Source organism: Streptomyces profundus (assembly GCF_020740535.1).
Lineage (GTDB): Bacteria > Actinomycetota > Actinomycetes > Streptomycetales > Streptomycetaceae > Streptomyces > Streptomyces profundus.
In genome coordinates this window covers 7222411-7247887 of the sequence record NZ_CP082362.1, presented here as the reverse complement: position 1 = coordinate 7247887, position 25477 = coordinate 7222411, and the positions used below count along the sequence as shown (strand labels likewise).

The window sequence follows — 25477 nt, the reverse complement described above, 5'->3', positions numbered from 1 at the left end:
GGCCCCCGGCGTCCTGGCGGGACGGCGGGGGCCGATGCGGTGGGTGGGTCAGCTGGCGGGTGTGCCGACCACGTCCGGGTGCTCCTCAAGCCACTCGGCCACGCCGGCGGCCGGGTCGTCCGGGTGCTGGTTGACCACGAGGTCCTCCAGCGCGCCGTACTCCTCGTCGGAGAGCTGGATGCTCTCGATCCACTCGGCGACCTCGGGGAACTCCCCGGCGAAGCCGTCCTTGCCCAGGAAGTGCAGGGCCTCGGCCTCGCCGAGCGCGCCCTCCGGGTCCTCCAGGTCACGCACGTTGTACTCGGCGTTCGCCCAGAACGGACGCCAGAGCGTGACGACGATCTCCTCCTGCCCGTCGATCGCGTTGCTCAGCTCGGTGAGCATCGTCGAGGTGGAGGACGTCGCCAGGGAGAAGCCCGCGTCATCCAGGCCGTAGGTCGGGAACACGCTCTCCTGGGTGGCCTCGGTCAGGCCGGCGCCCGGCTCGATGCCCACGATCCGGCCGTCGAGCTGGTCCACGTAGTCGGGCAGCTCGGCGATCGAGGTGATCTCGCTGTACTCCGGCACGGCGAAGGTGAGGATGGCGTTGTCGTAGTAGGCGCCGATGTCCTCGATCCGGTCCCCGTACTGCTCCATGTAGGAGGCATGGGTGACCTCGGGCCACGCCGAGGGGAACATGTCGACATCGCCCTCGGCGAGCGCGGTGTAGAGCACACCGGCCTCGCTGATCTCCTCGTGCTCGACCGTGTAGCCGGCCTCCTCAAGGACGTGCTCCAGCAGGTAGGCGGTGCTCAGGCCGTCCGTCCAGGACGGGATGTAGCCGAGGGTGATGGTGCCACCCGCACCGGAGCCACCGTCGCCACCGCCGTTGTTGTCGCCGTCGTCGTCGTCCGAATCGCCACAGGCGGCCAGGGTCAGGCCGAGCGCGGTGACAACGGCCACGGCGGCCAGCTGGCGACGGCGAGAGGTGGGGGTTCTCATGAGATCTCTTCTCTTGTCGGCAATAGGGAGGGTCAGGCCGCTGTCACGGCCTGGGAGTTCTGCTGTTCGTCCGCCGCGCGCCGGGTCGCCGTGCGGCGACGACGCAGCAGGGCGCTGAGCGAGCGCCCGGTGGGCTGCCCGATGGCCGCGGTGCTCCGGTCCAGGAAGATGGCCAGGATCACGATCGCCAGACCGGCCTCGAAGCCGAGCGAGACATTGACGCGGGCGAGCGACTCGACCACGATCTTCCCGAGCCCGTCGGCGCCCACGAAGCCGGCCATCACGGCCATCGACAGGGCGAGCATGATCACCTGGTTGACGCCGGCCATGATGGTCGGCAGCCCCAGCGGCAGCTGGATGCCGCGCAGGATCTGCCACGGCGTGCCGCCGAAGGCCTCCCCCGCCTCCACCGTCTCCTTGTCCACCTGCCGGATGCCCAGCTCGGTGAGCCGGACGCCCGGGGCCATCGAGAACACGATGGTGGCCACCACACCGGGGGCGTACCCGATGCTGAAGAAGATCACCACGGGCACCAGGTACACCAGCGCCGGCATGGTCTGCATGAAGTCCAGCACCGGCCGGACGATGGCGCTCACCGTGTTGTTGCGGGCGGCGAGGATGCCGATCGGGATGGCGATGACCACCGCGATGAGGGTCGCGATGAGCACCATCGCGAGGGTCTGCATGGCCGGCTCCCACAGCTCCATGCTCACGATGAGGGCCATGCCCAGCAGCGCGAACACGGCGAACCTGACCGACCGGATCCCCAGGGCCAGGAGCGCGAAGAGGATGACGACGATCAGCGCGGGAAGCGTGAGCAGCCAGTCGCTGAGGCCCTCGACGAGGAACTCAAGGGAGTCCTTGATGCCGTCCAGCACCACGGACAGGTTGTCCTTGATCCACCGGATGCCGGTGTCCACGCGGTCCCCGAGGGGCAGATGCGGCAGCGTGTCCATCATCGGGTGCCTCCGGTGGTGGTCTCAAGGACGGGTCCGGCACCGTTGTCGCCCGGCTCCTCCGAACTGGGCGGCGTCAACGCGCTGAGCAGGGTCACCCGGGGGATGATGCCCACCAGCGCACCGGCCTCGTTCACCACGGCCAGCGGCGCGCGGTTGGCCGCCGCGTGCTGGAACAGGTCGGCGAGGAAGTCGTCGGGGCTGACCCGGGCGACTCCGTCCCGCTGGAGCGGCAGGGTCTCCGAGCCCGCGCGCACGGCGTCGGCGACGTCCTCCTCCCAGACCACGCCCTGCACCCGGCGGTCGTTGCTGACCACGAGCAGCGCCTGGGTCTGGTGCTCGCGCATCAGGCGGTGTGCGGCCTTGGGGCCGGTGTTGGGCTTGACCACGGCGACCGGCCGCTCCATCACCACGCCCGCGGTGAGCACCCGGGTCCGGTCCACGTCGGCCACGAACTGGGAGACGTAGTCGTTGGCCGGCTCGTTGAGGATCTCCTCGGCGCTGCCGACCTGGACGATCCGCCCGTCGCGCATCATCGCGATCCGCTCGCCGAGACGCATGGCCTCGTTGAGGTCGTGGGTGATGAACAGGATCGTCTTGCCGAGCTCGGACTGCAGTTCGAGCAGCTGGTCCTGCATCTCCTTGCGGATCAACGGGTCGAGCGCGCTGAACGCCTCGTCCATGAGCATGATGTCGGTGCCGGCGGCCAGGGCGCGGGCGAGACCGACCCGCTGGCGCATGCCGCCGGACAGCTCGGAGGGCATATAGCCGCCCCAGCCCTTGAGCCCCACCATGGCGAGGGCCTCATCGGCGGTCTTCTGCCGGTCGGCCTTGTTCACCCCGCGCAGCTGGAGGGCGTAGGCGGCGTTCTCGCCCACGGTGCGGTGCGGCAGCAGGGCGAAGTGCTGGAACACCATGCTCACCTTGTTGCGCCGCACCTCCCGCAGTCCGGCCGGGGAGAGATGGGTGACATCCTCGCCGTCGATCCGCAGGGTGCCGTCCGTCGGCTCCAGCAGACCGTTGATCATGCGGATCAGGGTCGACTTGCCAGAGCCTGACAGGCCCATGACGACGAAGATCTCGCCGGGCTGAACGTTGAACGTGGCGTCGATGACCGCTGCGGTCAACCCCTCCCGGCGCAGCTGATCGCGGTCGGCGCCCTCAGCCAGCATGCGCACACCACGCCGTGGCTTACGGCCGAAAATCTTGGTCAGGCCTGTCGCTTCTATGACGGGCACGATGCTCCTGGGTCGGGGTCATGGACAGCCGCACCTCACGCATCACACGCCGGGGCGGTGGCGTCGCGGGCTCTCAGAACCGGTGACCGGCGGGCCCGGCGACGCCGTCTACCCTTACATGTGCGCCGCATAAGATGCACATTGTGGGGTTTCGAGGCCGTAACGATCGCTCCCTCATGCGGCGGGGAGGGCACACGCGCGGTGGCCGGCGGCAAACAGGCCGGCGTCCTCGGACTGCCCAGTGTACTCCTGGGTTCACACCACCTTGACAGCGGGTCCATGATCGGAGCCTCTGAGCGACGCCGACGCCTACCGCTTGCGCAGCAGGTCGGCCCGGCCTGTCGGGCCCCGCATGGGGACCCTCGCCAGACAGCCGACGAGGAAGAACCCCAGCACCCCCGCGACCAGTGCCGCGATCCCGGCCGGGGCGAGCCAGCCGGCGAACGGGCCCAACCGGTCGTCCTCCAGCGCCAGACCGGCCGCCGTGCCCAAAATGCCGACAAAGGTCAGCAGCCCAGGAATCCAGCCGAACCGGTGGATCGCGAGCCCGCCCATCAGGCAACCGATCAGCAGCGGAACGAGAACGGCGAGACCGGCCACCGCCACCCCGGCGATCAACAGCCCCCACACCAGGTTCCACCGCGGGTCCTCTTCCGCGACATCGCCGTCGAGGATCCCGCCGAGGCCAAGACCCGACAGCGCCAACGCAGCGCCCACCCCGAAGCCGACGAGGATGATCACCGTCAGCCGCTTCTCCCAGCGCCGGATGACATCGGGGCCGAATCGGTAGGGGTTCGACGAACGGTTGGCACCACGCCTGCGTTGGGACATGGGACTGACCATAGAACTGACCACTGGAGCCCGGTGGAGGACGCCCGCACCGACGTACATGCCTGGTGGCGGAACCGCTGCCCCCGCGGAGGGACCCGCGCGCGGCACACCGGACGAGAGGGCCGCGCACCGACGGCCGGTGACACCGCGTCACCACCAGCGCCCTCCCGGCCGGAAGTCCGTGCGGGAGCGGCGGCCAGTGCGTCACGGAGTGTCGTCGCGGCAGTAGTATCTGGCGGGTGAGCGAGAAGGTTACGCTGCGGGATGTCGCCGCGCACGCGGGTGTGTCGCGGGCGACGGCGTCGCTGGTGCTCCGGGGCACGGGCCGGGTCTCGCCCCGGACACGGGAGCGGGTCCTCGCGTCCATGGCCGAGCTCGGCTACATCTACGACCAGGTCGCCGCCTCGCTGCGCACCCGTCACGCACGGGTCGTCGGCGTCGTGGTGACCAACATCGGCAACCCCAACCTCGCCGAGGTCATCCTGGGCCTGGAGGCCGAGTTCCGGCAGGCCGGCTACCTGCCGCTGCTGACGGTCACCCGCGATGACGCCACGCAACAGGACGAGGCCCTCGCCGCCCTCCAGGAGCACAAGATCGCCGGTCTCGCGATGGTCCCGGCCAGCGGTACGGACCCCGCGCTCACCGACCGCCTGACGGCGAGCGGCCTCGGCCATGTCTTCGTCACCCGCTATGTCGAGGGCGCGCGGACCAGCTTTGTCGGCACCGACGACGTTCGCGGGGGCGAGCTCGCGGGGGCGCACCTCATCGAGCGGCACGGCTGCCGGCGGCTGGCGTATCTGGGCGGTCCCGCGTGGATGCTGTCGCGGCACGAGCGGCTGTCGGGGGTACGCCGGGCGGCGGACGCCTCGGGCCGCGTCGAGGAGTTGATCGACCTGCCCAGCGAGACCAGTGGTGGCGGCGGCCTGGCGGCCGGGCGCGAGCTGCTGGAGCGCGGGGAGTTGCCCGACGGCGTGGTGTGCCACAGCGACTCCGTCGCCTTCGGCCTCTACCGGGCGCTGCGCGAACGCGACGGCGGCGAGGGGGTGCGGGTGATCGGATACGACGACATCCCCGGGGCCGCCCTGTGGGAGCCGCCGCTGACCAGCGTCGCCGTACACGGCCGCCGCCTGGGGCAACGCGCGGCCCGCCTGCTGCTCGACCGGATGACGGACCCGTACGCCGCCCCCGTCGTGCACCGCTCCGCGCCGGAGCTCGCCGTCCGCGAGTCCTGCGGATGTCACACCTCTTGACATCACCGAGGGTGAAGTATTTCATTCTGTCGACTTGCTAGATCGATCTAGCACCACAGACCGTTACTGCTAGATCGATCTAGCATGTGGTGTCGAATGTCTGCGAGGGAGCAGCAATGAATCGTCGTACATGGCTGAGGCTCGCCTCAGGCGGTCTGGTGAGTCTGCCGCTTGCCGGATGCGGCCTCGACCTCATGGCCTCTTCAGGGGACAACCTGACCATCTACGCCGCCAGGCCCGAGGCCATCACCGATGGGGTCATCGCCGCGTTCGAGGAGAGCCACCCGCACTGGCGGGGCAAGGTGCGCATCCTCACGATGGGCGCTCAGGAGGTGGTCGCCAGGATCGGCGCCGAGAAGGCCAGGCCCCAGGCCGACATCTGGTGGGGCGGCACCCCGCAGCAGTTCGAACAGGCCGTGGCCGAGGAGCTGTTGACCCGCACCGCCGGGGATGTCGTCGAGGGGATCCCGGCGGAGTTCAGGGGCGAGGACGACCTGTGGCTCGGCGAGATGCGCGTGGTCCAGATGATCTTCTACAACCCCGAGATGCTCACCCCTGACCAGGCGCCGAGGGACTGGGACGATCTGATCCGCCCCGAGCACCGGAACAACATCCTCATCCGTGACGTGGCGTCCTCCGGCACGATGCGCGGCATCCTCTGCGCGATGATCTGGCGCCTGGGGCAGCCCGACGGCGACCCGGGCCCCGGCTACGAGTGGCTGCGGCAGCTGGACGCCAACACCAAGGCGTACACGGCCAATCCCACCGACCTCTATCTGCGGGTGAACCGCCAGGAGGCGGCGATCAGCGTCTGGAACCTCCAGGACACGCTGGTCCAGCGCGACCTCGGCATGTCGATGGAGCCGGTGATCCCCGCCTCGGGCGCCCCGATGCTCCTGGACGGGGTGGGGAAGATCCGTGGCGGTCCCAACAGCGAGGGCGCCGACGAGTTTCTCCGCTTCCTGATGAGCCCGGATGTACAGCAGGGCCTGGCCGACAACTCCTTCCAGTACCCCACCATTCCGCTGGAGCGCACACCCCAGTGGCTGGACGACCTCGATGTCACGGAGATGCCCGTGGACTGGACGGAGATCAACCGCCATCAGGACGAGTGGTTCGCGTACTGGGCCGAGAACATCCAGGGCCGGGGCTGATGAGGCCGGCGCCCCGCCACGGGCCTTGGCCGCCCGCCCGCTCGAAGCCGCCGCTCCCCGCGCCCGTCCCCCCAGGGCCGGCACCGGCACAGACAGACAACGGTTCATCGGTTTCCCGACGCGCACACGTCGTCACACGCACCCCGGAGCACGCATGATTCCCGTCCGACTCGACCATGTCACCAAGGTGTACGGGGAGGATTCCCCACCGATCTCCATGGACCTGACCATCGGCGCGGGTGAGTTCTTCACCCTCCTCGGCCCGTCGGGTTGCGGCAAGTCGACGATGCTGCGGATCATCGCCGGCTTCGTCCAACCGTCCAGCGGGCGGGTGTTGTTCGGCGACCGCGACCTGACCCGGATACCGCCCAACAAGCGGGACACCAGCATGGTGTTCCAGAACTACGCGCTCTTCCCGCACCTGTCGGTGGCGCAGAACGTGGCCTACGGGCTGACCGTCCGCAGGGTCGGCAAGCAGGAGAAGGCGGACCGGGTGGCGCGGGCGTTGGCCGATGTCGGGCTGACGGGGTACCAGGACCGGCGGATCAACGAGCTGTCCGGCGGCCAACAGCAGCGCGTCGCGCTGGCCAGGGCCGTCGTGGTGTCCCCCTCGGTGCTCCTGTTGGACGAGCCGCTCTCCAACCTCGACGCCCAGCTGCGGGAGGAGACCCGCGCCCAGATCCGGCGGGTGCAGGGCGACGCGGGCATCACGGGGGTCTATGTGACCCACGACCAGGCCGAGGCGATGGCCATGAGCGATCGCATCGCGGTGCTCGACGCGGGCCGGGTGCACCAGGTGGACACCCCGCAGGAGATCTACCACCGTCCGGCGACCGCGTTCGTGGCCCGCTTCATCGGGCGCAGCAACGTGCTGCCGGCCGAGGTCACGGCGGTGGGCGAAGAGGGGGTCACGGTCGCGCTGCCGGGCGGTTCGGGGGTGAAGGTGTCCCGCCGCGACGATCTGGAACTGGCCGTCGGCGACCGCACATCCGTCTCCCTGCGCCCCGAGACCCTGCGCTTCGTCCCCGCCGACGCGGGGGTGCTGCGCGGCACCGTGGCGAGTCGGGAGTTCAACGGTGCCACCAGCTCCTATGACGTGACCGTCGGTGCGCACACGGTCCATGTCACCATCCCCGACCAGTCCGCCGGTCCTCGTCCGGGTGACGAGGTCTCCCTCGCGTGCGAGGCGACCAGGGCCTGGCTGGTGACCGCGTGACGACCGTCGACTCCTCCCCCCGCACGCCCGACTCCCCGCCCCGCCCGGCCGGTTCGGGCCGGCGGCGCCCTCGGCGGATCTCCGCCGCGAGCGACCGCTTCGTCTATGTGCTCGCCGCGCCCGTGGTCTTCGTGCTGCTGCTGTTCGTGGTGGTGCCCATGGCCGCGACGGCCGTGACGAGCCTCAGTGGCGAGGGTCCCGGGGAGAACTACGGCTCCTTTCTCTCCGGTGCCACCCGCGACGCGCTGCTGATGTCGATCGGGATCTCCCTTGGCTCCGTGGTCACCTGCGGGGTCATCGGCACGCTGCTGGCGGTGCTGCTGTCGCGCTTCGACTTCCCTGGGCGACGTGCGCTGGAGATCTTCGCCATCCTGCCGATGGCGCTGCCGCCGCTGATCGGCGCCGTCTCGTTCGTCCTGCTGTACAGCGAGACGGGCATCGTGCCGCGCACCCTGGACTCGTGGTTCGGCATCGCGCCCGCCTCTGTGGCGGTGAGCGGCGTGGCGGGGGTGCTCGTCGTCCACACCTTCACGATGTACCCCTTCTTCTATCTGACGGTGCGGGCGGGCCTGGCCGGGCTCGACTCGTCGTTGGAGTCGGCGGCGGCCAACCTCGGGGCGGGCCGGGCACGGGTGTGGTGCACGGTGCTCCTGCCGATGTTGACGCCGGCGCTGGTCTCAGGCGCGCTGTTGACGTTCATGATGTCGATGGCCTCGTTCACCGCTCCCCAGCTGTACGACGTGGGCACCCTCACCATGCGGATCGTCTCCACCAGGACCTCGGGCGACAGCGAACTCGCCGCCACCCAGGTCACGGTGCTCTCCCTGGTGTCGATCATGTTCCTGGTCGCGATGCGCTGGTACCAGGGCCGCCGCAGCCACCACAGCATGTCGCGCGGGGTGCAGCGGGACCGGGCCGTGAGCCGGGGGCCCGCGCGGTTCGCGGCGTTCCTGGGGAGCGCGGTGCTGAGCCTGATCCTGATGGCGCCGGTGCTGGTCATCGTCCTGGTGTCGTTCTCCGTGGACGGGGCCTGGACCACGCAGGTGCTGCCGCCCGACTACACCTTTGACAACTTCCAGCGGATCTTCTCCGAACGCGACAGCCTGCTGCCGATCTCGGTCAGCGTGCAGATGAGCTTGTTGGCCACCTGTGGTGCGATTCTGATCGGTGCCGCCGCGGCCTGGGTGATCGCCCGGTGGCCCACGCGGGGCAGGACCGTGCTGGACATCATGATCATGTTGCCGTGGGCGCTGCCCGGCACGGTGATCGGCGTCAACCTGGTGCAGGGCTTCAACGAACCGTCCGTCACCAACCTGGGTCTGCCGCTGGTCGGCACCCTGCTGATCCTTCCGGTGGCGTACTTCGTGCGGTATGTGCCGCTGGTGTTCCGCTCCACGTCGGCGTCCCTCGACCAGATCGACCCCTCCCTTGAGGAGGCGGCCAGGAACCTGGGGGCCTCGCCGCTGCGGGTGCTGCGGACGATCACCTTCCCGCTGGTCGCGAAGGGGGTGATCGCCGGTGCGCTGCTGGCGTTCGTGGACGGCGTCGGGGAGTACGTGGCCTCCGTGGTGATCTACCCGGCCGGCTACGCCCCGATCTCCGTGGAGATCTACAACCGCATCTACTCCTCGGAGTTCGGCACGGCCGCGGCCTATGGCACGTTCCAGATCGTCCTCATCTTCCTGGTGCTGGCGGTCTCGAACCGGATCGAGTCCGGGCGGCGCGGCAAGCGCGGCTCGGCGGCCACCACCGCCTCCCTGACGGCGGCTCCGACGGGCTGACGACAGGCCCGCGGGACACCCATCGACCACGCAGTTGACTAAGGCGGAATACGCATGACGTGCCGTTTCACGGCAGGACGAGTACCGGCGAGCGGGCTGGCCGAGCTGTTCGACACGGAGCGGCGGTGGCAGCGGTGGCTTGAGGTGGAGGCGGCGCTGGCCCACTGCCAGGCCACGGCGGGGCTGATCCCCGCCGAGGCGGCGACCGCCATCGTCGACGCCTGCCATCTCGAGAGGCTGGACCTCGACCGGGTTCGCGCGGACGTGGTGCGGATGAGCCATCCGTTGATGCCGCTCATCACGGAGCTCGGCAGGGCCGTGGGTGATCCGCACGGCGGCTGGGTGCACTGGGGGGCGACCACGCAGAACATCACCCAGACCGGGGATGTGCTGGTGCTGCGCGACGCGCACGGTCTGCTGCTCGGCACGCTCGCCCGGGTGCTGGGCTCGCTGGCCGACCTCGCCGAGCGCGGCGCCGACCTCCCCATGGCGGGCCGCACTCATGGACAGCACGCCGTGCCGATCACCTTCGGTCTGAAGGTGGCGAGTTGGATCGACGAGATCGACCGGCATGTCGAGCGCCTGTGGCAGTCGCGCCCTCGGCTGACCATGGCGATCCTCGGCGGAGCGGCGGGCACGTTCGCGTCGTTCGGCGACCACGGGCCGCAGCTCCAGGCGGCGGTGGCCGACCGTCTCGGCCTGACGCCGATGGCCGTCCCGTCCCGCGCGGTGACCGACCATCTCGCCGAGTTCGTCTGTGTGCTCGGGCTGCTGGCCGGCAGCTGCGGACGGATCGCGCGGGAGGTCTACGCGCTGATGTCGACCGAGCTCGGCGAGGCGGAGGAGCCGGTCCCCCTCGGGACGGTCGGCAGCTCCACGATGCCGCAGAAGCGCAACCCGCAGCTCTCCCAGGACGTGCTGAGCATCACGGCGGAGATCCGGTCCCTGGTGCCGCTGGCCCTTGAGGCGATGCACAACGAGCACGAGGCCGACCACTCCCCCACCGCGATGTTCGCGACGTTGGCCCGCGCCTGTGTCCTGACCGGTGACAGCCTGGAGCGGCTCGATGTGATCGTCTCGGGGCTGCGACTGAATCCGCGCCGGATGCGGGAGAACATCGACCTGTCCGACGGCATGATCGGCGCGGAGGCGCTGATGCTGGAGCTGGGCCGGTTGATGGGCCGGCAGGAGGCGCATCACGTCGTCTACCAGGCGGCGCAGGCGGCGGCCTCGGAGGGACGTTCCTTCCGCGAGCTGCTGGCGGCCGATCCCCGGATCGTGGCCAGGCTCGACGCGGGCACCGTCGCGGCCCTGCTCGACCCTGACCGCCACACCGGGGCGTCGGCCGCCATGGCCCGCACCGCCGCCGCGACCGCTCGGCGGACCGCGGCCGGCACGCGCGTCCGGCTGGCGCGGGGAGCGGGGTACCCGGCGGCGTAGGCGCCGGCTGACGGCAACAAGCGGACTCCCCGGCCCCGGATGGAACCGGCAAGCGGGTCCGCCCCGTCTCACGGCCTGTTCGGCACCCGCGCCAAGCGCGGTGCGCAGCAGTGTTGTTCGGGGGGATCCAAGGGTGTCAAGCGAAGAGGACCGCCAACCGGCGCCGGACGGGACGGCGGCGCCGGGGCGCCGGGCCAGACGGTGGGTACCGTTCGTCATCGGGGTGCTGCTGGCCTTCCTGGCCGGTTCCGGCGGTACCTGGTTACTCAGCCGGGAGGAGAGCGCGGACGTCGTCCTGGACACCGAACTGGAGCTGCCCGAGCTGGCGTTCCCCGATGCCGAGGCGCTGAACTACGCGGAGGGCCCGGAGGCGTTCTGCGCCGCCGTCACCGAGACGATGGCGGAGCGCAACTACCTGTTCCTGGAGGCCGAGGAGAGCAGGGACGGCATCGCCTGCACCTATGGCACCCCGATCGCCAGCAGGACCGAGGACGGCTCCTACGAGCTGTTCGCCACCCTCTTCGCCGTCCAGGGCGACACCGCCCACGACCGCTACGAGGAGCTGCTGCGGAGCGCCGACCAGCAACGCTCGTCGGACCTGCCGGTCGCCTTCGGCCCGCTGCACGCCTTCCCGGTCGGCGACGCCGGATGGGTCCGCCACGGGAGCGACCGGCACCGCCCCGGGGGCCAGGTCCAGGCGGCCTTCCGATCGGGGAACACGACCTACCACCTGGCCGTCAGCGGGTGGCAGCTCCAGCAAGGCGAACCGTTCGACATGTTCTCCGAGGCGAGTGGGCTGGCCGAGGTCTCCGGCATCGTGACCGCGCTCGGCGGCGAGGGCGTCCCGAGCGATCCGATGATCAACCGCTTCGCGGGCGACGCGTACCCGGGGCTCGGCAGGTTCGGCGACCTGACGCTGCCGCTGGCGGACCCCGACCGGTGTGCCGCGCTGACGGAGGTATTGGAGGCGGAGCGGCCCGTGCGGTTCGAGAGCGGAGGCGACCCGGTCGAGACGGACGCGCTCATCGTTGAGTTCGGCTGCCTGTTCGAGCCCGAGGACGGGGTGCACGAGGCGAGCAGCACCGACGAGATCATGCGGGTGTCCATCCGTGTCGAACGGACCGATCAGGAGGGGCGGCGGCCCCCTGAAGTCCTGCTCAACGGGCATTTGGCGGACCAGTTGGAAAGGCCCGGCACCCAGCTCTACGCGCCGGCCGCCGGTTCCCGGGGCTATCTGGTCACCCGGGAGGACGACACCTTCCGAGGGCGTTCCTTCCTACAGGCCAGCCACCTCGCGGGCGACGACCTGGTGACCATCGAGATCACCGCCTACCACGACGACGCCGCCTACACGGTCGTCCCCGAGGAGACCATGGTCGAGACCCTGCGACTGGTGCTGGAGGCCATGTCGGACTGATCACGAATCGCGTTCGCCATCGATGAGTTGACAGCCGAGTTCCAGGGGGAGACCGCCGTGTCCGGCCCGTACCAGAACCTGCCCGTGCCGCCGTCCGTGCCACCGTCCGTGCCGCCCACCAGCTCCGCCGGAGGGCGGCGGAGGAGGGCGGTGATCGTCGTCGGGCTGCTGCTCGCCGTCCTCGCGGCCGGTGGCTGGTTTCTCACCAGGGACGACGGGGAGGCGACCGCCCTCACCCCGCACCCCGACCTGGCGGAGCTGCCGTTCCCTGACGTGGAGGCCCTGGGCGCCCCGGACGGTCCTGGGTTCTGTGACGGCGTCACGGCCGTCCTGACGCATCGCCAGTACCTGCTGAGGAGGTACGGGGAGGAGAACCTGTTCTGCGGGTGGGAGTCCTCGGTGGCCAGTCGGCTCTCGGACGACTTCCATCTCCTCGACCTGGAACTCTCCGTGCACCAGGGCGAGGCGGCGGCCGACCAGTACGCGAGCCTTCTGCGGAGCGCCGAGTTGCGGCGTGAGCGGGACAGTCCCGAGACCCCGGGGCCGCTGTACGCGTTCCCAGCCGGTGAGGAGGGGTGGGCCGTCCATATCACCGACGAGTCCGGGTCCCGCGCGGAGACCAGTGCGGCCTTCCGGTCCGGCGACACCACCTTCGAACTGACATTGGGAGGGGGGCGGCAACGGGACGGCGCGGAGCGGACGGCGCTCGCCGAGGAGGACGGACTGGCGGAGCTCGCCGCCATCGTGACCGTCCTGGCCGGCGAGGACGCCCCGGGGGAGGCGCTGTTGACCCCGCTCGCCGCCGAGCGGCACCCGGGGCTCGGCACCTACGACAACCCCTCGCTGACGGCGGAGGTCACCGACCGGTGCACCGCGCTGACGGACGCCCTGAAGCCGACCTGGCCGGTGCGGTTGGAGCCGACGGGGGAAGCGGGGGAACTCAACGCCGAGGTCCGGCAATTCGGCTGCGGCTACAGCTCGGAAATGTCGTCGTCCGCCGACCGGGACGGCGAGGAATGGCTCACCCTGGCCGTCATCGTCTGGGAGGCGGTGGACCGGGAGCGGCCCGACCATGTCACGGCCGGGATACTGGACGGACTGCTGGAGTCCGATTCGCAGAACGAGAGCACCAGGTTCCACGCCCTGCCCTCGGGCGACGACGGCTTCGTGGCCGTGCGGCTGGACCCGGACGGGGAGCTCCAGACGCTCCAGGCCCGCTACCGGGTGGGCCCCGACATCGTCCAGATCACGATCAGTGGCTCAGTCGTCGACGGCTATGCGAGGGCCCCGCTCCCGGAGGAGCGCGCGGTCGAGGCCCTGGACCGGACGCTCACCGCGATGTCCGGCTGACACCGGGCCCGGCCCTCCCGACGGCCACGGGAACCCGCGGGTTCCCGTGGCCGTTGCGCACGATCACGGTGTGGCTGGTGTGAAGCCCTCGGCGGGTGGGGAAGGCTTGACCGAGTTGGCAGGTACACATGGGGGTCGGGGCGGGAGCGGCGGCGATCCGTGCGCCCTCTCCTGTGGTCCAGGAAGGGGGGCGGATGAAGCACTTCAGGCTGCTCGTGCTCGGCAACGGCATATCCGCGTACGGCAGTTATCTGAACATGGTGGCGCTGAACGTCTTCGTCTACGACGTCACGGGGAGCGCGCTGGCCGCCGGGCTCTTCATGGCGGTGCGGCTGGGCACGAGCGTGGGTGCGGGCTTCGTCGCCGGGCGTCTCGTCTCGGCGTACGACCGCAAGCGGCTGATCGTCGGCGCCGATCTCTGCCAGGCCGTCGCGCTGCTGGTGCTGCTGCTGGCACCGGACGCGAGCCGGGTCGTCCTGCTGTACGGACTCGCCGTGGTGACCGGGAGTTGCTCGACGCTCTCCCAGGTGGCCCTGCGCAGCAGCATCCCGGAGATCGTGGGGGCCGAGCACCGGACGCGGGCCAACAGCTGGCTGGTCACCGGCCGTTCGTTCGCCATGATCGCGGGCTTCTCCTCTGCCGGCGTCGTGGTGGCGCAGCTCGGCTACTCGGCGGCGTTCGCCCTGAACGTGAGCACGTTCGTGGTGTCCGCCTCGATCCTGCTGGCGCTGCCGATCCGCACCAGGGCGCTGGCGAGGAAGGACGGGGACGCCGACGAGGCGGCGGACGCGGCGCGTTGGTCCGTGCGGCTGCTGCTGGCCACCGCGCCGGTGCTGATGGCGATGATCGCGCTGCGGGCGGTGGACGGCCTCGGCTCCTCGTCGCACAATGTCGCGCTGCCGGTGTACTCCAGTGTGCTGGACCCGGATCATCCGGCCACGTTCATCAGCCAGTTCTGGGCGGTCTGGGCGGCCGGGGTCATCATCGCCCAGCAGGTGCTCGTCCGTTACACCTCGCGGAGCGGGCGCACCCCGGGCGAGCGGGCGTTCGCGATCGGCTCCATCGTCATGTCGGCGGCGTTCATCGTCGTGTTCAGCGGGCTGCCCACCGTGCCCACGCTCGCCGTCGCGCTCATCGCCGGCGCGGCCGACGGCGTCACCGAGGTCATCTATGTGTCCCGGCTCCAGGCCGTCCCCGACGAGCAGCGGGGACGGCTCTTCGGGCTCTCCGCCTCCGCCGAGAACGCCGGCTTCGGGCTCGGCATGCTGGTCAGCGGTTCGCTGTTGGAGGCCTTCTCCCCGCTGACGGTGGTCGCCTCACTGCACGGCCTCGCCATCGTCCTGTGTCTCGCCCTGCTGGTGGTGCTGGTGGTCCGAAGACCCCGGCAGCGGCGGGAGGAACCTGAGGAGCCAGGGAGACCCGAGCGGGACACCGGCACCGTCCGGGAGGGGAGCGGCTGATGGGCGGCGAGGGGAAGGACCCGCGGATCGCCGTGATCGGGACGGCCTTTCGGCTGCCAGGCGCCGATACACCGGAGGAGCTGTGGCGCCTCGTCCAAGCGGGCGAGGACGGTTTCACGCGGTTCACGGAGGCCGAGCTGAGCGCGGCGGGCGTGCCGGAGGAGCTGTACCGGCGCGAGGACTTCGTCGGCGCCTCCGCCGTCCTGGACGGTATCGACGGCTTCGACGCCCGGCACTTCGGGATGACGGCGCGGGAGGCCGCGCTGACGGACCCGCAGCAGCGCCTGTTCCTCGAATGTGCCCAACACGCCCTGGAGAACGCCGGGCACCCGGACGAGCGGGACGGCGGCCGGATCGGGGTCTTCGCCAGCACCGGCTACCACCTGTACCAGTTGCAGACGTATCTGCAGAACAACGTGCTGCCGAACGAGGACGTCGGCGACTGGCTGGCGGGCCTCCAGGTGCTGGTGGGCAACCTCACCGACTTCAACGCGACGCGGGTCGCCTACCGCCTCGATCTGACCGGCCCGGCCGTCAACGTGCAGACGGCGTGCTCCAGTTCGCTGGTGGGGGTGCAACTGGCCGCCCAGTCGCTGCTGATGGGCGACTGCGACATCGCCCTCGCGGGCGCGGTCGCCGTCCATGTGCCGCAGGTCCTCGGATACCACCATGTCAAGGGCTCGATCCTCTCCAGGACCGGCCGGCTCCGCGCCTTCGACGCGAGCGCGAACGGAACCGTCGGCGGCACCGGCGTGATCGCCGTGGCGCTGAAGCGGCTCGATCGCGCGCTCGCCGACGGGGACACCGTGCACGGCGTCATCAGGGGCTGGGGCATCGGCAACGACGGGGCCGACAAGAAGGCGTTCGCCGCGCCCAGCGCACGGGGTCAACAGACCGCGATCCGGCGGGCGTTGGACCACGCGGGCGTCCATGCCGACACCATCGGCTATCTGGAGACCCATGGCACCGGCACGCTCAAGGGCGACCCCATCGAGCTGGCGGGGGCCACCGCGGCATACCGGGAGGACACCGACCGCACCGGCTACTGCGCCCTGGGCGCGGTCAAGGCCAACATCGGGCATCTGGACGCGGCCTCGGGTCTGGCCGGGCTGCTCAAGGCGCTGCTGGTGCTCCAGCACGGGGTGCTCCCGCCGATCGCCGGGTTCGCCGAGCCCAACCCGCTGCTGGAGCTGGAGAACAGCCCGTTCTATGTGCCCCGCTCCCCCCGGCCGTGGCCGGCGACCGGGACACCCCGGCGGGCGGGGCTCACCTCGCTCGGGGTGGGCGGCACCAATGTGCATCTGATCCTCGAACAGGCGCCCGCCCCCGCGCCCCGCGTCGCCTCGCACGCCCCGCCCGATGTGCTGCTGGTCTCGGCGAGCTGCCGGGAGGCGCTCGCCGACAACGCCCGTGCGCTGCGCGACGCGTTACGCGTCCGGACGGAGCTGCCGCTGGCCGACCTCGTCACGACCACGGCTCTCGGCCGCTCCCACGGCCGGCACCGGATCGCCGTGCGCGGCGGCACGCCGGCGGCGTTGGCCGACGCCCTCGACGGCTGGCTCGCCGGCCCCCCTCCGCCGGATGAGCCCATGGACGGGCCCCCGGAAATCGTCTTCCAGTTCACCGGGCAGGGCTCCCTCCACCCGGGAGCGGCGGCGGAGCTGTACGGGCGGTTCGCCGTGGTGCGGGAGGTGCTCGACGCCTGCGAGGAACAGCACCGCCGGAGCACGGGCGCGCCGTTGCTGACCGGTCTGCTGACGGGCGAGGGACCGCCGGCGACCTGGCCGCCGGAGATCGGTCAGCCGGCGCTCTTCGCCCTGCAGTGCGCCCTGGTCCGGCTCTGGGCCGAGGCGGGCATCACCCCGGCGGCCGTGACGGGCCACAGCGTCGGCGAGTACGCGGCACTGTACGCGGCCGGCTCGCTCTCCCTCGCGGACGGCCTCGAACTCGTCATGGCCCGGGGGCGGTTGACGCGGGAGCTCTGCCCGCCGGGCGCGATGGTGGCGGTGGCGGTGGAGAGGGAAGCGGCCCTGGCGCTGGCCGCCACGGAGCCGGGTCTTGAGCTGGCCGTGGCCAACGGCGCGAACTCCCATGTCCTGGCCGGTCCGGTGGCCGACGTGGACCGGCTCCGCGCCGGGCTCGACGAACGCGGCCTGCCGCACCAACCGCTCGCCGTCGACCGGGCGTTCCACACCGCCCTGGTGGAGCCGATGCTCGACCCGTTCGGCACGGCGCTGGAGAAGACGCCGTTCACGCCGGCACGCGTCCCGTTCATCAGCGCCGTCGACGGCCGGCGCCGTCCGCCGGGATGGTTTCCCGACCGGGACCACCTGATCCGCCACGCCCGCCAACCGGTGCGCTACGACGAGGCGTTGCGCACCGTCGTCGACGGGCGGCGGGTCGTCCTGCTGGAGATCGGCCCCGGCAGCACGCTCAGCAATCTGGCCAGGGGCGCCCTGCCGCCCGGCGCGCGGGCGATCCCCTCGCTGCGCCGGGGCGCGAGGCTGACCGCGCTCTTCGGCGCGGCGGCGGCCCTGCACCGCGCGGGGGCCGACGTCCGCTGGGAACCGTTCCTGGCCGGCACCGGAGGGCGGCGCGTCCCGCTGCCCGGCTACCGCTTCCAACACCGTTCCCACTGGATCGGGGCCCCACCCAGGCCCCCCGCTCCCCCGGCACCCCCCGCAACGGCGAGATTGGAACGCACCATGACGACGGACAGCACCACGACCGCGCCCCTCGGATGGCCAGCACCGGCGGCGGAGGCAGGGCCGGCGGGGGGAGGCGGGCCCGTTCTGGAGGGCATCCTGGGCGTGCTCGCCCGAAGCCTGGGCGAGGACCCCGCCTCGGTGCCGGCGGACGCCACCTTCTTCGAACTCGGCGCCGACTCCCTCCTGATGATCAATGTGCTCCGGGAGATCGAGCAGGAGCACCAGGTCAGGGTCACGATGCGGGAGCTGTTCGAGGAGACGGGCACCCCTCGGCTCCTCGCCGGCCTCATCGCCACCCGGCTGCCGGCGGCCCCGGACGTCCCACCCGCGCCGCCCGTCCCACCCGCGCCGGCCGCCGTTGACGCCGTCGACGCCGTTCACGCGGTTGACGCCGCCGACGCCGCCGAGGGTGCCGCGCTGGTCACCCGGCAGGAGCTGCGCGAACTGGCGCTTCGCGTCCAGCAGATGTCGCAGATCCAGGTCCAGATGATGACCCAGCTCAGCCAGTTGCTCGCGCTCCAGAACACGGCGGCGAACGCCGGTCAGGACGAAGGGGTGGGCCGGTGAGCGACCAGGAGAGCCTCACCGCCGCGCTGGACCGGGATCTGGCGGCCATGGCCGGCCTCGCGCGGCGCATCACGGAGCAGTTGGAGACCACCCGGCCCGAGGCGTCCGGGCCGCCGCGCGCCCACGGCCCGCGCGTGGAGGTCGCCCCCGGCAGCGGCATGGTGCGCCCCTCCTCGCCCCGCCGCCAACAGGAGCATCTGGACGACCTGGTGCGCCGCTACACCGCGAGGACCGCCGCCTCCAAGCGGCTCGCCCAGCGCCACCGGCGGCGGCTCGCCGACAGCAGGGCCGTGGTCGGCTTCCGCGGGTCGACCAAGGAGATGCTCTACCCGGTGGCGGCCGAACGGGCCGCGGGCGCCCGGATCGAGGACATCGACGGCAATGTCTACACCGATATCACCATGGGTTTCGGAGTGCTTCTCTTCGGCCATGAACCGGACTTCGTCCAGGAGGCCGTGCGCGAACACCTCTCCCGGGGCATCCGGCTCGGCCCCCGAAGCGTCGAGACCGGCGAGGCCGCCGAACTGCTCACCGAGCTGACCGGGTTGGAGCGGGTGGCCTTCGCCAACTCCGGTACGGAGGCGAACGCGGCGGCGATCCGGCTCGCCCGCGCCGCCACCGGGCGCGACCGGATCGTCACCTTCCAGGGCGCCTACCACGGCCACGCCGACCAGGTGCTGGGTCGCGTCGCCGGCCGGGGCACCGAGGAGCGGACCGTCCCCGTCTCCCGGGGCATCCCCCAGAGCGCCGTCGCCGAGCTGACCGTGCTCACCTACGGCAGCGAGGAGGCGCTGCACGCGATCGAAGGGGACGCCGAGCGGATCGCGGCGGTCATCGTCGAACCGGTGCAGAGCCGCAACCCCTCGCTCCAGCCCGTGGAGTTCGTGCGCCGGCTGCGCGAACTGACCAGCCGGCACGGCATCGTCCTGTTGTTCGACGAGATGCTGACGGGGTTCCGCCCGGCGCTGCGGGGCGCGCAGGAGCTGTATGGCGTCACCCCGGACCTGGCCACCTACGGCAAGCTCATCGGCGGCGGGTTCCCCGTCGGCGCGATCGCCGGCCGCGCCGACATCCTGGACGGGGTCGACGGCGGGTACTGGACCTACGGCGACGACAGCGTCCCGCCGGCCGACACCACGTTCTTCGGCGGCACCTACCTCCAGCACCCGGTGTCGATGACGGCGGCCCGCGCCGTCCTCACCCATCTGAAGGAGCGGGGCCCGGGGCTTCAGGAGCGGCTCAACGCCCGCACGGCGGAGCTGGCCACCTCGCTCAACGGCTTCTTCGAGGCCGAGGAGTTCCCGCTGCGGATGCGCTGGTTCGGCTCGCAGTTCCGCTTCGAGCACCACGCCGACCTGGAACTCCTCTACTACCACCTGATGTTGCGCGGGGTGCATGTCTGGGAGTGGCGCAACTTCTTCCTGTCCACCGCGCACACCGACGGCGATGTCGAGCGGATCGCCGACGCCGTTCGGGGGTCGCTGCGGGATCTCAGGGCCGGCGGCTTCTTCCCCACCGACCGCGTGACGCCGGCCCGGCCAGCCGCCGCCCCGGTCCCACGTGCGACGGCCCCGGTGGTGAAGCAGCGCCGCGCGGACCTCGGGCTCTACTTCTTCGGCGACTATCCGGAGAACGAGGCCGAGGAGGGGCGCTACGAACTCCTCATGGAGGCCGCCCGGTTCGGGGACCGGCACGACTTCAGCTCGCTGTGGATGCCCGAGCGCCACTTCAACTCGTTCGGCGGCCTCTTCCCCAACCCCGCCGTGCTGGCGGCGGCGCTGTCCCGCGAGACCGAGCGGATCCGGCTCAACGCCGGCTCGGTGGTCCTCCCGCTGCACGACCCGATCCGGGTGGCGGAGGAGTGGTCCATGGTGGACAACCTCTCCGACGGGCGGATCGGCCTCGGGGTCGCCAGCGGCTGGAACGCCGACGACTTCGTCTTCTTCCCCGACCGCTTCGGGCGGCACAAGGAGGAGCTGTACGAGCAGTTGGAGCAGGTGCGGGCCCTGTGGCGGGGCGACGCGCTGCGTCGCAGGACGGGGGACGGCGAGCGCGAGATCCGGCTCTTCCCGCGCCCCGTCCAGCCGCTGCCGCCCTGCTACACGGCGGTGGTCGGCAACCCGAAGTCGTATGAGGGCGCCGCCGAGCACGATCTGGGGATCGTCACCAACCTGATGACCCAGTCCGTCGACCAGCTCAGGGAGAACATCGCGCGCTACCGGGCCGCCCGGGCGCGGCACGGGTTGGATCCGGCCGCCGGGCGGGTGGCCGTCCTGCTGCACACCTATCTGGGCGAGGACCACGACACCGCCCGCGCCGAGGCGTACCAGCCGATGGCCCGCTACATGCGGGCCTCGCTCGCCCTGTTCAGCGGCGTCACCAACAGCCTGGGGCTGACGACGGATCTGCGGTCGCTGAGCGAGGACGATCTGGATGTGGTGTTCCGGCGGGCCTATGGCCGCTACTGCGACCAGCGGGCCCTGATCGGCGACGTGGACTCGGCCCTCGCGGTGGCCCAGGCGGTGGCCGACGCGGGTGCCGACGAGATCGTCGCGCTGGTGGACTTCGGCGTCACCCCGGAGCAACTGCGGGCGGGACTCCCCCGGTTGGACGAGCTGCGCCGCCGACACCGGGACCTGGACCGGCCCGCGCCCACGCCCGCGCCCGGCGCCGACGCCCCCCTTTCGCCCGGCCAGGAACGGATCTGGTTCCTGGAGCGGTTGCTCCCCGGACGCACCGCCTACAACGAGGTGAAGGCGATCCGGCTGCGCGGCGCCCTGGACACCGGGGCACTGCACGCGGCGCTGCGCCGGCTGATCGCACGGCACGAGGGGCTGCGCACCGTCTACCACCCCGCGGGCGAGTCGGCCGTGCAACGGGTGACGGACGCGGTCGATCCCGACTTCGCGGTGGTGGACGGCACCGGGCAGCCGGAGGAGACCGTCCGGGAGGCGCTCGCGACGGAGAGCGCCCGCCGCTTCGACCTGGAACGTGGCCCGTTGTTCGTCAGCCGCCTGGTGCGCACGGGGACCGATGAACACACGCTGGTCCTGTCCTTCCACCACATCGCCGTCGACGCGGCGTCCGCCACCGTACTGAGCCGGGACCTCTCCGCGTTCTACCGGGCGGAACACGACGGCACGCCCGCCCGGCTCCCCGCCCTCACCCTCAGTTACGCCGACTACGCGCGGGAGCGGCGGGCCGCCGGCGAGAGCGCCGCCGGCGCACGGGATCTGGAGCACTGGACGCGCGCCCTCGGCGGGGACCTGCCCGTCCTCGCGCTGCCTACGGACCGGCCCAGGCCCGCGCGGATGACCTCGGACGGCCGTGCGACCTTCCACGCCCTCGATCCCGAACTGTCGCGGGCGATAAGGGAGTTGGCGCGGCGCCAGCGGGCCACCCCGTTTATGGCCCTGCTGGCCGGCTGGGCGGCGATGCTGCGCCGGGTCACGGGGCAGGACGAGGTGATCGTCGGCGTGCCCGTGTCGGAGCGGCCGAGGGAGGCGGAGGACCTCGTCGGCTTCTTCGTCAACACCGTCGCCCTGCGCGTCGACCTCTCCGGCGACCCCGGGTTCGCGGCGCTGCTTGAGCGGGTGCGCGGGACCGCGCTGGACGCCTACGACCACGCGGGGACGCCGTTCGAGCGGGTGGTGCGCGCGCTCGCGCCCCCGCGCGGGACGGACCGGACGCCGGTCTTCCAGACCTGTGCGGAGTTCCAGTCGGCGGAGCCGTTCCGCTTCGACCTCCCCGGCGTCGAGGCCGTCCCGCTGGACGCGGGCCCCGACAAGGCGCTGACGGATCTGACGGTCTACTTCACGGACGGTCCTGACGGCGTCCGCTGCCATCTGGAGTACAACGCCGACCTGTTCGACCCCGGCACCGTCGACGGGTTCTTCGCGGTCTTCCGCGATCTGCTGGCCGCCGCGACGGCCGCGCCCGACACCCCGCTCTCCCGGCTTCCCCGACCGGCGCCCACGGCGGTGGCCGAGGGCGACGAGGTGCCGGAGAGCTGGGAGCTGGGCCCGGTGCGGCCGGTCGCCGACACCACCGTCCACGCCTGGTTCGCCCGGCTGGCGGCCCAGCGACCCGGGCAGCCGGCGGTGCTGGCCGACGACACGGCGCTGACCTACGGGGAGTTGGACGAACGGGCCGAACGGCTCGCCGCCGCGCTCGGGCGGCGGCCCGGCGGGGTGGTCGCCGTGTGGCTGCCCCGCTCAGCCGACCTGGTGGTGGCGCTGCTCGCGGTGCTGAAGGCGGGCGCGGCCTATGTGCCGCTCGACCCGTCGCTCGGCGCCGCCCGCGCCGCGCGGGTGATCGAGGAGAGCCGGGCCCACACGGTGATCAGCGACCTGGCCGGCGCCGCCGCGCTGCGGCTGCCCGCGTCCGTGGCGGTGCTGGCGCCGGACGCGCCCGCCCCGGCGGGGGACGCCGAGGCACCGGCCGGGACGGGCGGCGGAGCCCCCGCCTGTGTCGTCTACACCTCGGGCAGCACCGGGGTGCCCAAGGGCGTGCCGCTCACCCACCGGAGCCTCGTCGACCTCTGCGCCTGGCAGCACGAGCGCTTCGCCTTCACGGCCGGGGACCGGAGCGCCGTGGTCTGCGGGCAGAGCTTCGACGCCTCCCTGCTGGAGATCTGGCCGGCGTTGACGGCGGGCGGCACGCTGGTGGTGGCCGGGGAGGCGGTCCGCAGGGACCCGCGCGCCCTGGCCCGCTGGTACGGGGAGCGGGACATCGCCTTCAGCATCCTGCCGACGGCGCTGGGCGAGCAGCTGCTGCGGCTGCCGGCGGCGGACCAACCACCTCTGCGCCACCTGCTGTTGGGCGGCGAGACGATGCGGGTGCGGCCCCGGGCCGAGGCCGTGTACGAGACGGTCAACGTCTACGGTCCGACCGAGGTGACGGTGCTCTGCCTGGCCGGGACGGTGGCGCCGCCCACAGAGGGGGACGAGGAGGTGATCGCGCTCGGCCGTCCGGTCGACAACGTGCGCCTGCGGGTGGTGGACGACTCGGAGAAGCCGGTGCGGGTGGGCGCGGTGGGCGAACTGCTGGTGTCGGGCCCCGGGGTGACGGCCGGCTATCTGCACCGCCCCGACCTCACCGAGGGGCACTTCACCATCGATGCCGGGGCCCGTTACTACCGGACGGGCGATCTGGTGCGCTGGACCACGGACGGGCGACTCGCCTTTGTGGGCCGGGTCGACGACCAGGTCAAGATCCGTGGGTTCCGGGTGGAGCCGGAGGAGGTGGCCCAGCTCCTCGGCCGGCTGGACGGGGTGCGCCGGGCGGCCGTGGTGGGCCGGCGCCGGGAGAGCGGCGAGACCGTCCTCGACGCCCATGTGGTCCCGGTGACCCCCGTCGGCAACGGTGGACGACGGGCCTGGGCGGGCCGGCTGGCGCGCCAACTGGCCGACCGGCTGCCGGAGTACATGGTGCCGCGCGCCTGGGGCGTCCTCGCCGAACTCCCCCTGACGGCCAACGGCAAGCTGGACCGGGAGCGGCTGCCACCGGCCGACCTCCGCGTCTCCCCCGACGACGCCCCGGCTCCCGAAGCCGAGGCTCACTCACCGGAACGGGGCGCGCGGCTGCGGGAGTTGTGGGCGGCCGAGTTCGATCTCGAACCGTCGGAGGTCGATCAGGACGCCTCCCTCTTCGATCTGGGTGGGCACTCGATCACCGTGATGCGGCTGGTGAACCGCTTCCGGGAGGAGTGGGGCGTCGAGTACCCGCTCTCCCACCTCTACCAGGAGCCCACGCTGCGGGCGGTGACGGAGTTCCTGACCGGCGGCGCCTCCGGGAGCCCAGCCGCCAGGAGGGTGGTGCGCCGGGGCCCGGTCACCGAGCAGCAGACCAGGTTCGCCACCATCCACTCCCGGCACTCCAGGCCCCAGGTCCTCAACGTGGCCCTGCGGATCACCCTCACCGGCGCGTTGGACCCCGAGGCGCTCCGCGCCGCGCTGGACGGGGTGACGGCACGTCATGAGTCGCTGCGCACCCGCCTGGTGCGGGCCGACGCCGACTCCTGGCGGCAGGAGGTGCTGGAGCCGATCCCCCTGGAGCTGCCCGTCCGGGACCTGACCTCGCGGCCGGCGGCGGAGCGGGACGCGCTGGTGCGCCGCCTCGCGTTGAAGGCGGCGGACACCCCGCTCGACCCGTTCGCGGGGGATGTCCTCGCGCCCTCGCTGCTGCGCGTCGGCGCCGAGGAGTGGGTGCTGCTGCTGGTCCTGCACCACTGCACCTGCGACGGCTGGGGCCTGACGGTGCTGCTGAAGGACCTCGCCGCGCTCTACCGCGCGGCCCTCGCGGGGACGGCGGACCACGGCCTGCCGCCCGAGCCTCCCCAGCAGGTGGAGTACGCGCGCTGGCAGGCCGAACATATCCGGGCGACCGGTGAGCGCCGCACGGAGTTCTGGCTGGACGAGCTGGTCGACGCGCCCTTCGCGGTGGACCTGCCCCTGGACCGGCCCAGGCCCAAGGCCCTGAGCGGCCAGGGCGGGGTGGTCGAGTTCACCGTCCCCGCCGAGGTCCGCTCACAGGTGGAACGGCTGGCCGCCCGCCGAAGGACCACGCCCTTCGTGGTGACGGCCGCTGCGCTCGGCCGGCTGCTGGCCGAGAAGGCGGAGCGCTCCGAGGTGCTGCTGAACATCTCCTACGCGGGACGCGTCAACCACGCGTTCGAGTCGCTGGTGGGCTGCACCGCCAGCGGCTTCGCCCTGCGGGTGCGCGACGCCAGGACGGGCTCGTTCACCGCGTTGACCGACCGGGTCGGCGGCTCCGTCCTGCGGGGCATGGAGCACGCCATGCCGCCGCGCCGGGTGGCACCGTTCATGCGGGAACGCCGGGGCGTGGAGATGCCGGACGCCCTGCCGTTCGGCCTGGCCTACGAGAGTTCGCTGGACACCGGGATGGACCTCCCCGGGGTGACCGCCCTGGTCGACGACATCGCCCCGGCCGCGTCCCGGGCGGAGTTCATCATGATACTGAGCCCGACCGACGACATCCTGAAGGGCGCCGTGGAGTACTCGGCCGACCTCTGGGACCGGGAGACGATCGCGTCCTGGACCGAGGACTACGTCGCGCTCCTGCGCGACGAGACCGGAAAGGCCCTCGACGAGGAGCCCCGCTGATCCT

General features: G+C 71.9%; 14 protein-coding genes. 10 read left to right on the top strand and 4 right to left on the bottom strand.

The window, feature by feature from the left end; genetic code table 11:
* Positions 1-48: 48 nt before the first annotated feature.
* From K4G22_RS30180 to K4G22_RS30165, 4 genes are all read right to left on the bottom strand, one after another.
* A complete protein-coding gene (locus tag K4G22_RS30180) occupies positions 49-981 on the bottom strand; it encodes a glycine betaine ABC transporter substrate-binding protein (protein WP_228083644.1) in 933 nt (310 codons plus the stop codon).
* Positions 982-1013: 32 nt separating this feature from the next.
* A complete protein-coding gene (locus tag K4G22_RS30175) occupies positions 1014-1940 on the bottom strand; it encodes an ABC transporter permease (protein WP_228083643.1) in 927 nt (308 codons plus the stop codon).
* A complete protein-coding gene (locus K4G22_RS30170) occupies positions 1937-3109 on the bottom strand; it encodes a quaternary amine ABC transporter ATP-binding protein (RefSeq protein WP_425336767.1) in 1173 nt (390 codons plus the stop codon). Before K4G22_RS30170 ends, K4G22_RS30175 begins: the two co-directional genes overlap by 4 nt.
* Before the next feature lie 375 nt (positions 3110-3484).
* Positions 3485-4006 carry a hypothetical protein gene (locus K4G22_RS30165; RefSeq protein WP_228083641.1) on the bottom strand — a complete coding sequence of 174 codons (522 nt, stop codon included), beginning with the start codon at positions 4004-4006 and terminating at the stop codon, positions 3485-3487.
* Positions 4007-4245: 239 nt separating this feature from the next.
* On the opposite strand from K4G22_RS30165, the gene K4G22_RS30160 reads away from it, so the two are divergent.
* The 10 genes from K4G22_RS30160 (at position 4246) to K4G22_RS30115 (ending at position 25473) form a co-directional block, all read left to right on the top strand.
* A complete protein-coding gene (locus K4G22_RS30160) occupies positions 4246-5256 on the top strand; it encodes a LacI family DNA-binding transcriptional regulator (protein ID WP_228083640.1) in 1011 nt (336 codons plus the stop codon).
* Between the two features lie 194 nt (positions 5257-5450).
* Complete coding sequence (locus K4G22_RS30155; RefSeq protein ID WP_228083639.1) at positions 5451-6410, top strand: extracellular solute-binding protein; 960 nt, start codon at positions 5451-5453, stop codon at positions 6408-6410.
* Positions 6411-6564: 154 nt separating this feature from the next.
* Positions 6565-7626, top strand: a complete 1062-nt coding sequence (locus tag K4G22_RS30150; RefSeq protein ID WP_228083638.1) for an ABC transporter ATP-binding protein — start codon at positions 6565-6567, stop codon at positions 7624-7626.
* Complete coding sequence (locus tag K4G22_RS30145; protein WP_228083637.1) at positions 7623-9407, top strand: ABC transporter permease; 1785 nt, start codon at positions 7623-7625, stop codon at positions 9405-9407. The genes K4G22_RS30150 and K4G22_RS30145 overlap by 4 nt, the downstream gene beginning before the upstream one ends.
* 54 nt (positions 9408-9461) lie before the next feature.
* Complete coding sequence (locus K4G22_RS30140) at positions 9462-10847, top strand: class-II fumarase/aspartase family protein (protein WP_228083636.1); 1386 nt, start codon at positions 9462-9464, stop codon at positions 10845-10847.
* Positions 10848-10980: 133 nt separating this feature from the next.
* A complete protein-coding gene (locus K4G22_RS30135; RefSeq protein ID WP_228083635.1) occupies positions 10981-12264 on the top strand; it encodes a hypothetical protein in 1284 nt (427 codons plus the stop codon).
* Positions 12265-12291: 27 nt separating this feature from the next.
* A complete protein-coding gene (locus tag K4G22_RS30130; RefSeq protein ID WP_228083634.1) occupies positions 12292-13614 on the top strand; it encodes a hypothetical protein in 1323 nt (440 codons plus the stop codon).
* A gap of 194 nt (positions 13615-13808) precedes the next feature.
* Positions 13809-15074: an MFS transporter gene (locus tag K4G22_RS30125; RefSeq protein WP_228083633.1), complete on the top strand. Its 1266-nt coding sequence runs from the start codon at positions 13809-13811 to the stop codon at positions 15072-15074.
* Positions 15074-18349, top strand: a complete 3276-nt coding sequence (locus K4G22_RS30120) for a type I polyketide synthase (RefSeq protein WP_228083632.1) — start codon at positions 15074-15076, stop codon at positions 18347-18349. Before K4G22_RS30125 ends, K4G22_RS30120 begins: the two co-directional genes overlap by 1 nt.
* On the top strand, positions 18346-25473 hold the full coding sequence (locus K4G22_RS30115) for a non-ribosomal peptide synthetase (RefSeq protein WP_228083631.1): 7128 nt from the start codon (positions 18346-18348) through the stop codon (positions 25471-25473). Before K4G22_RS30120 ends, K4G22_RS30115 begins: the two co-directional genes overlap by 4 nt.
* Positions 25474-25477 lie beyond the last annotated feature (4 nt).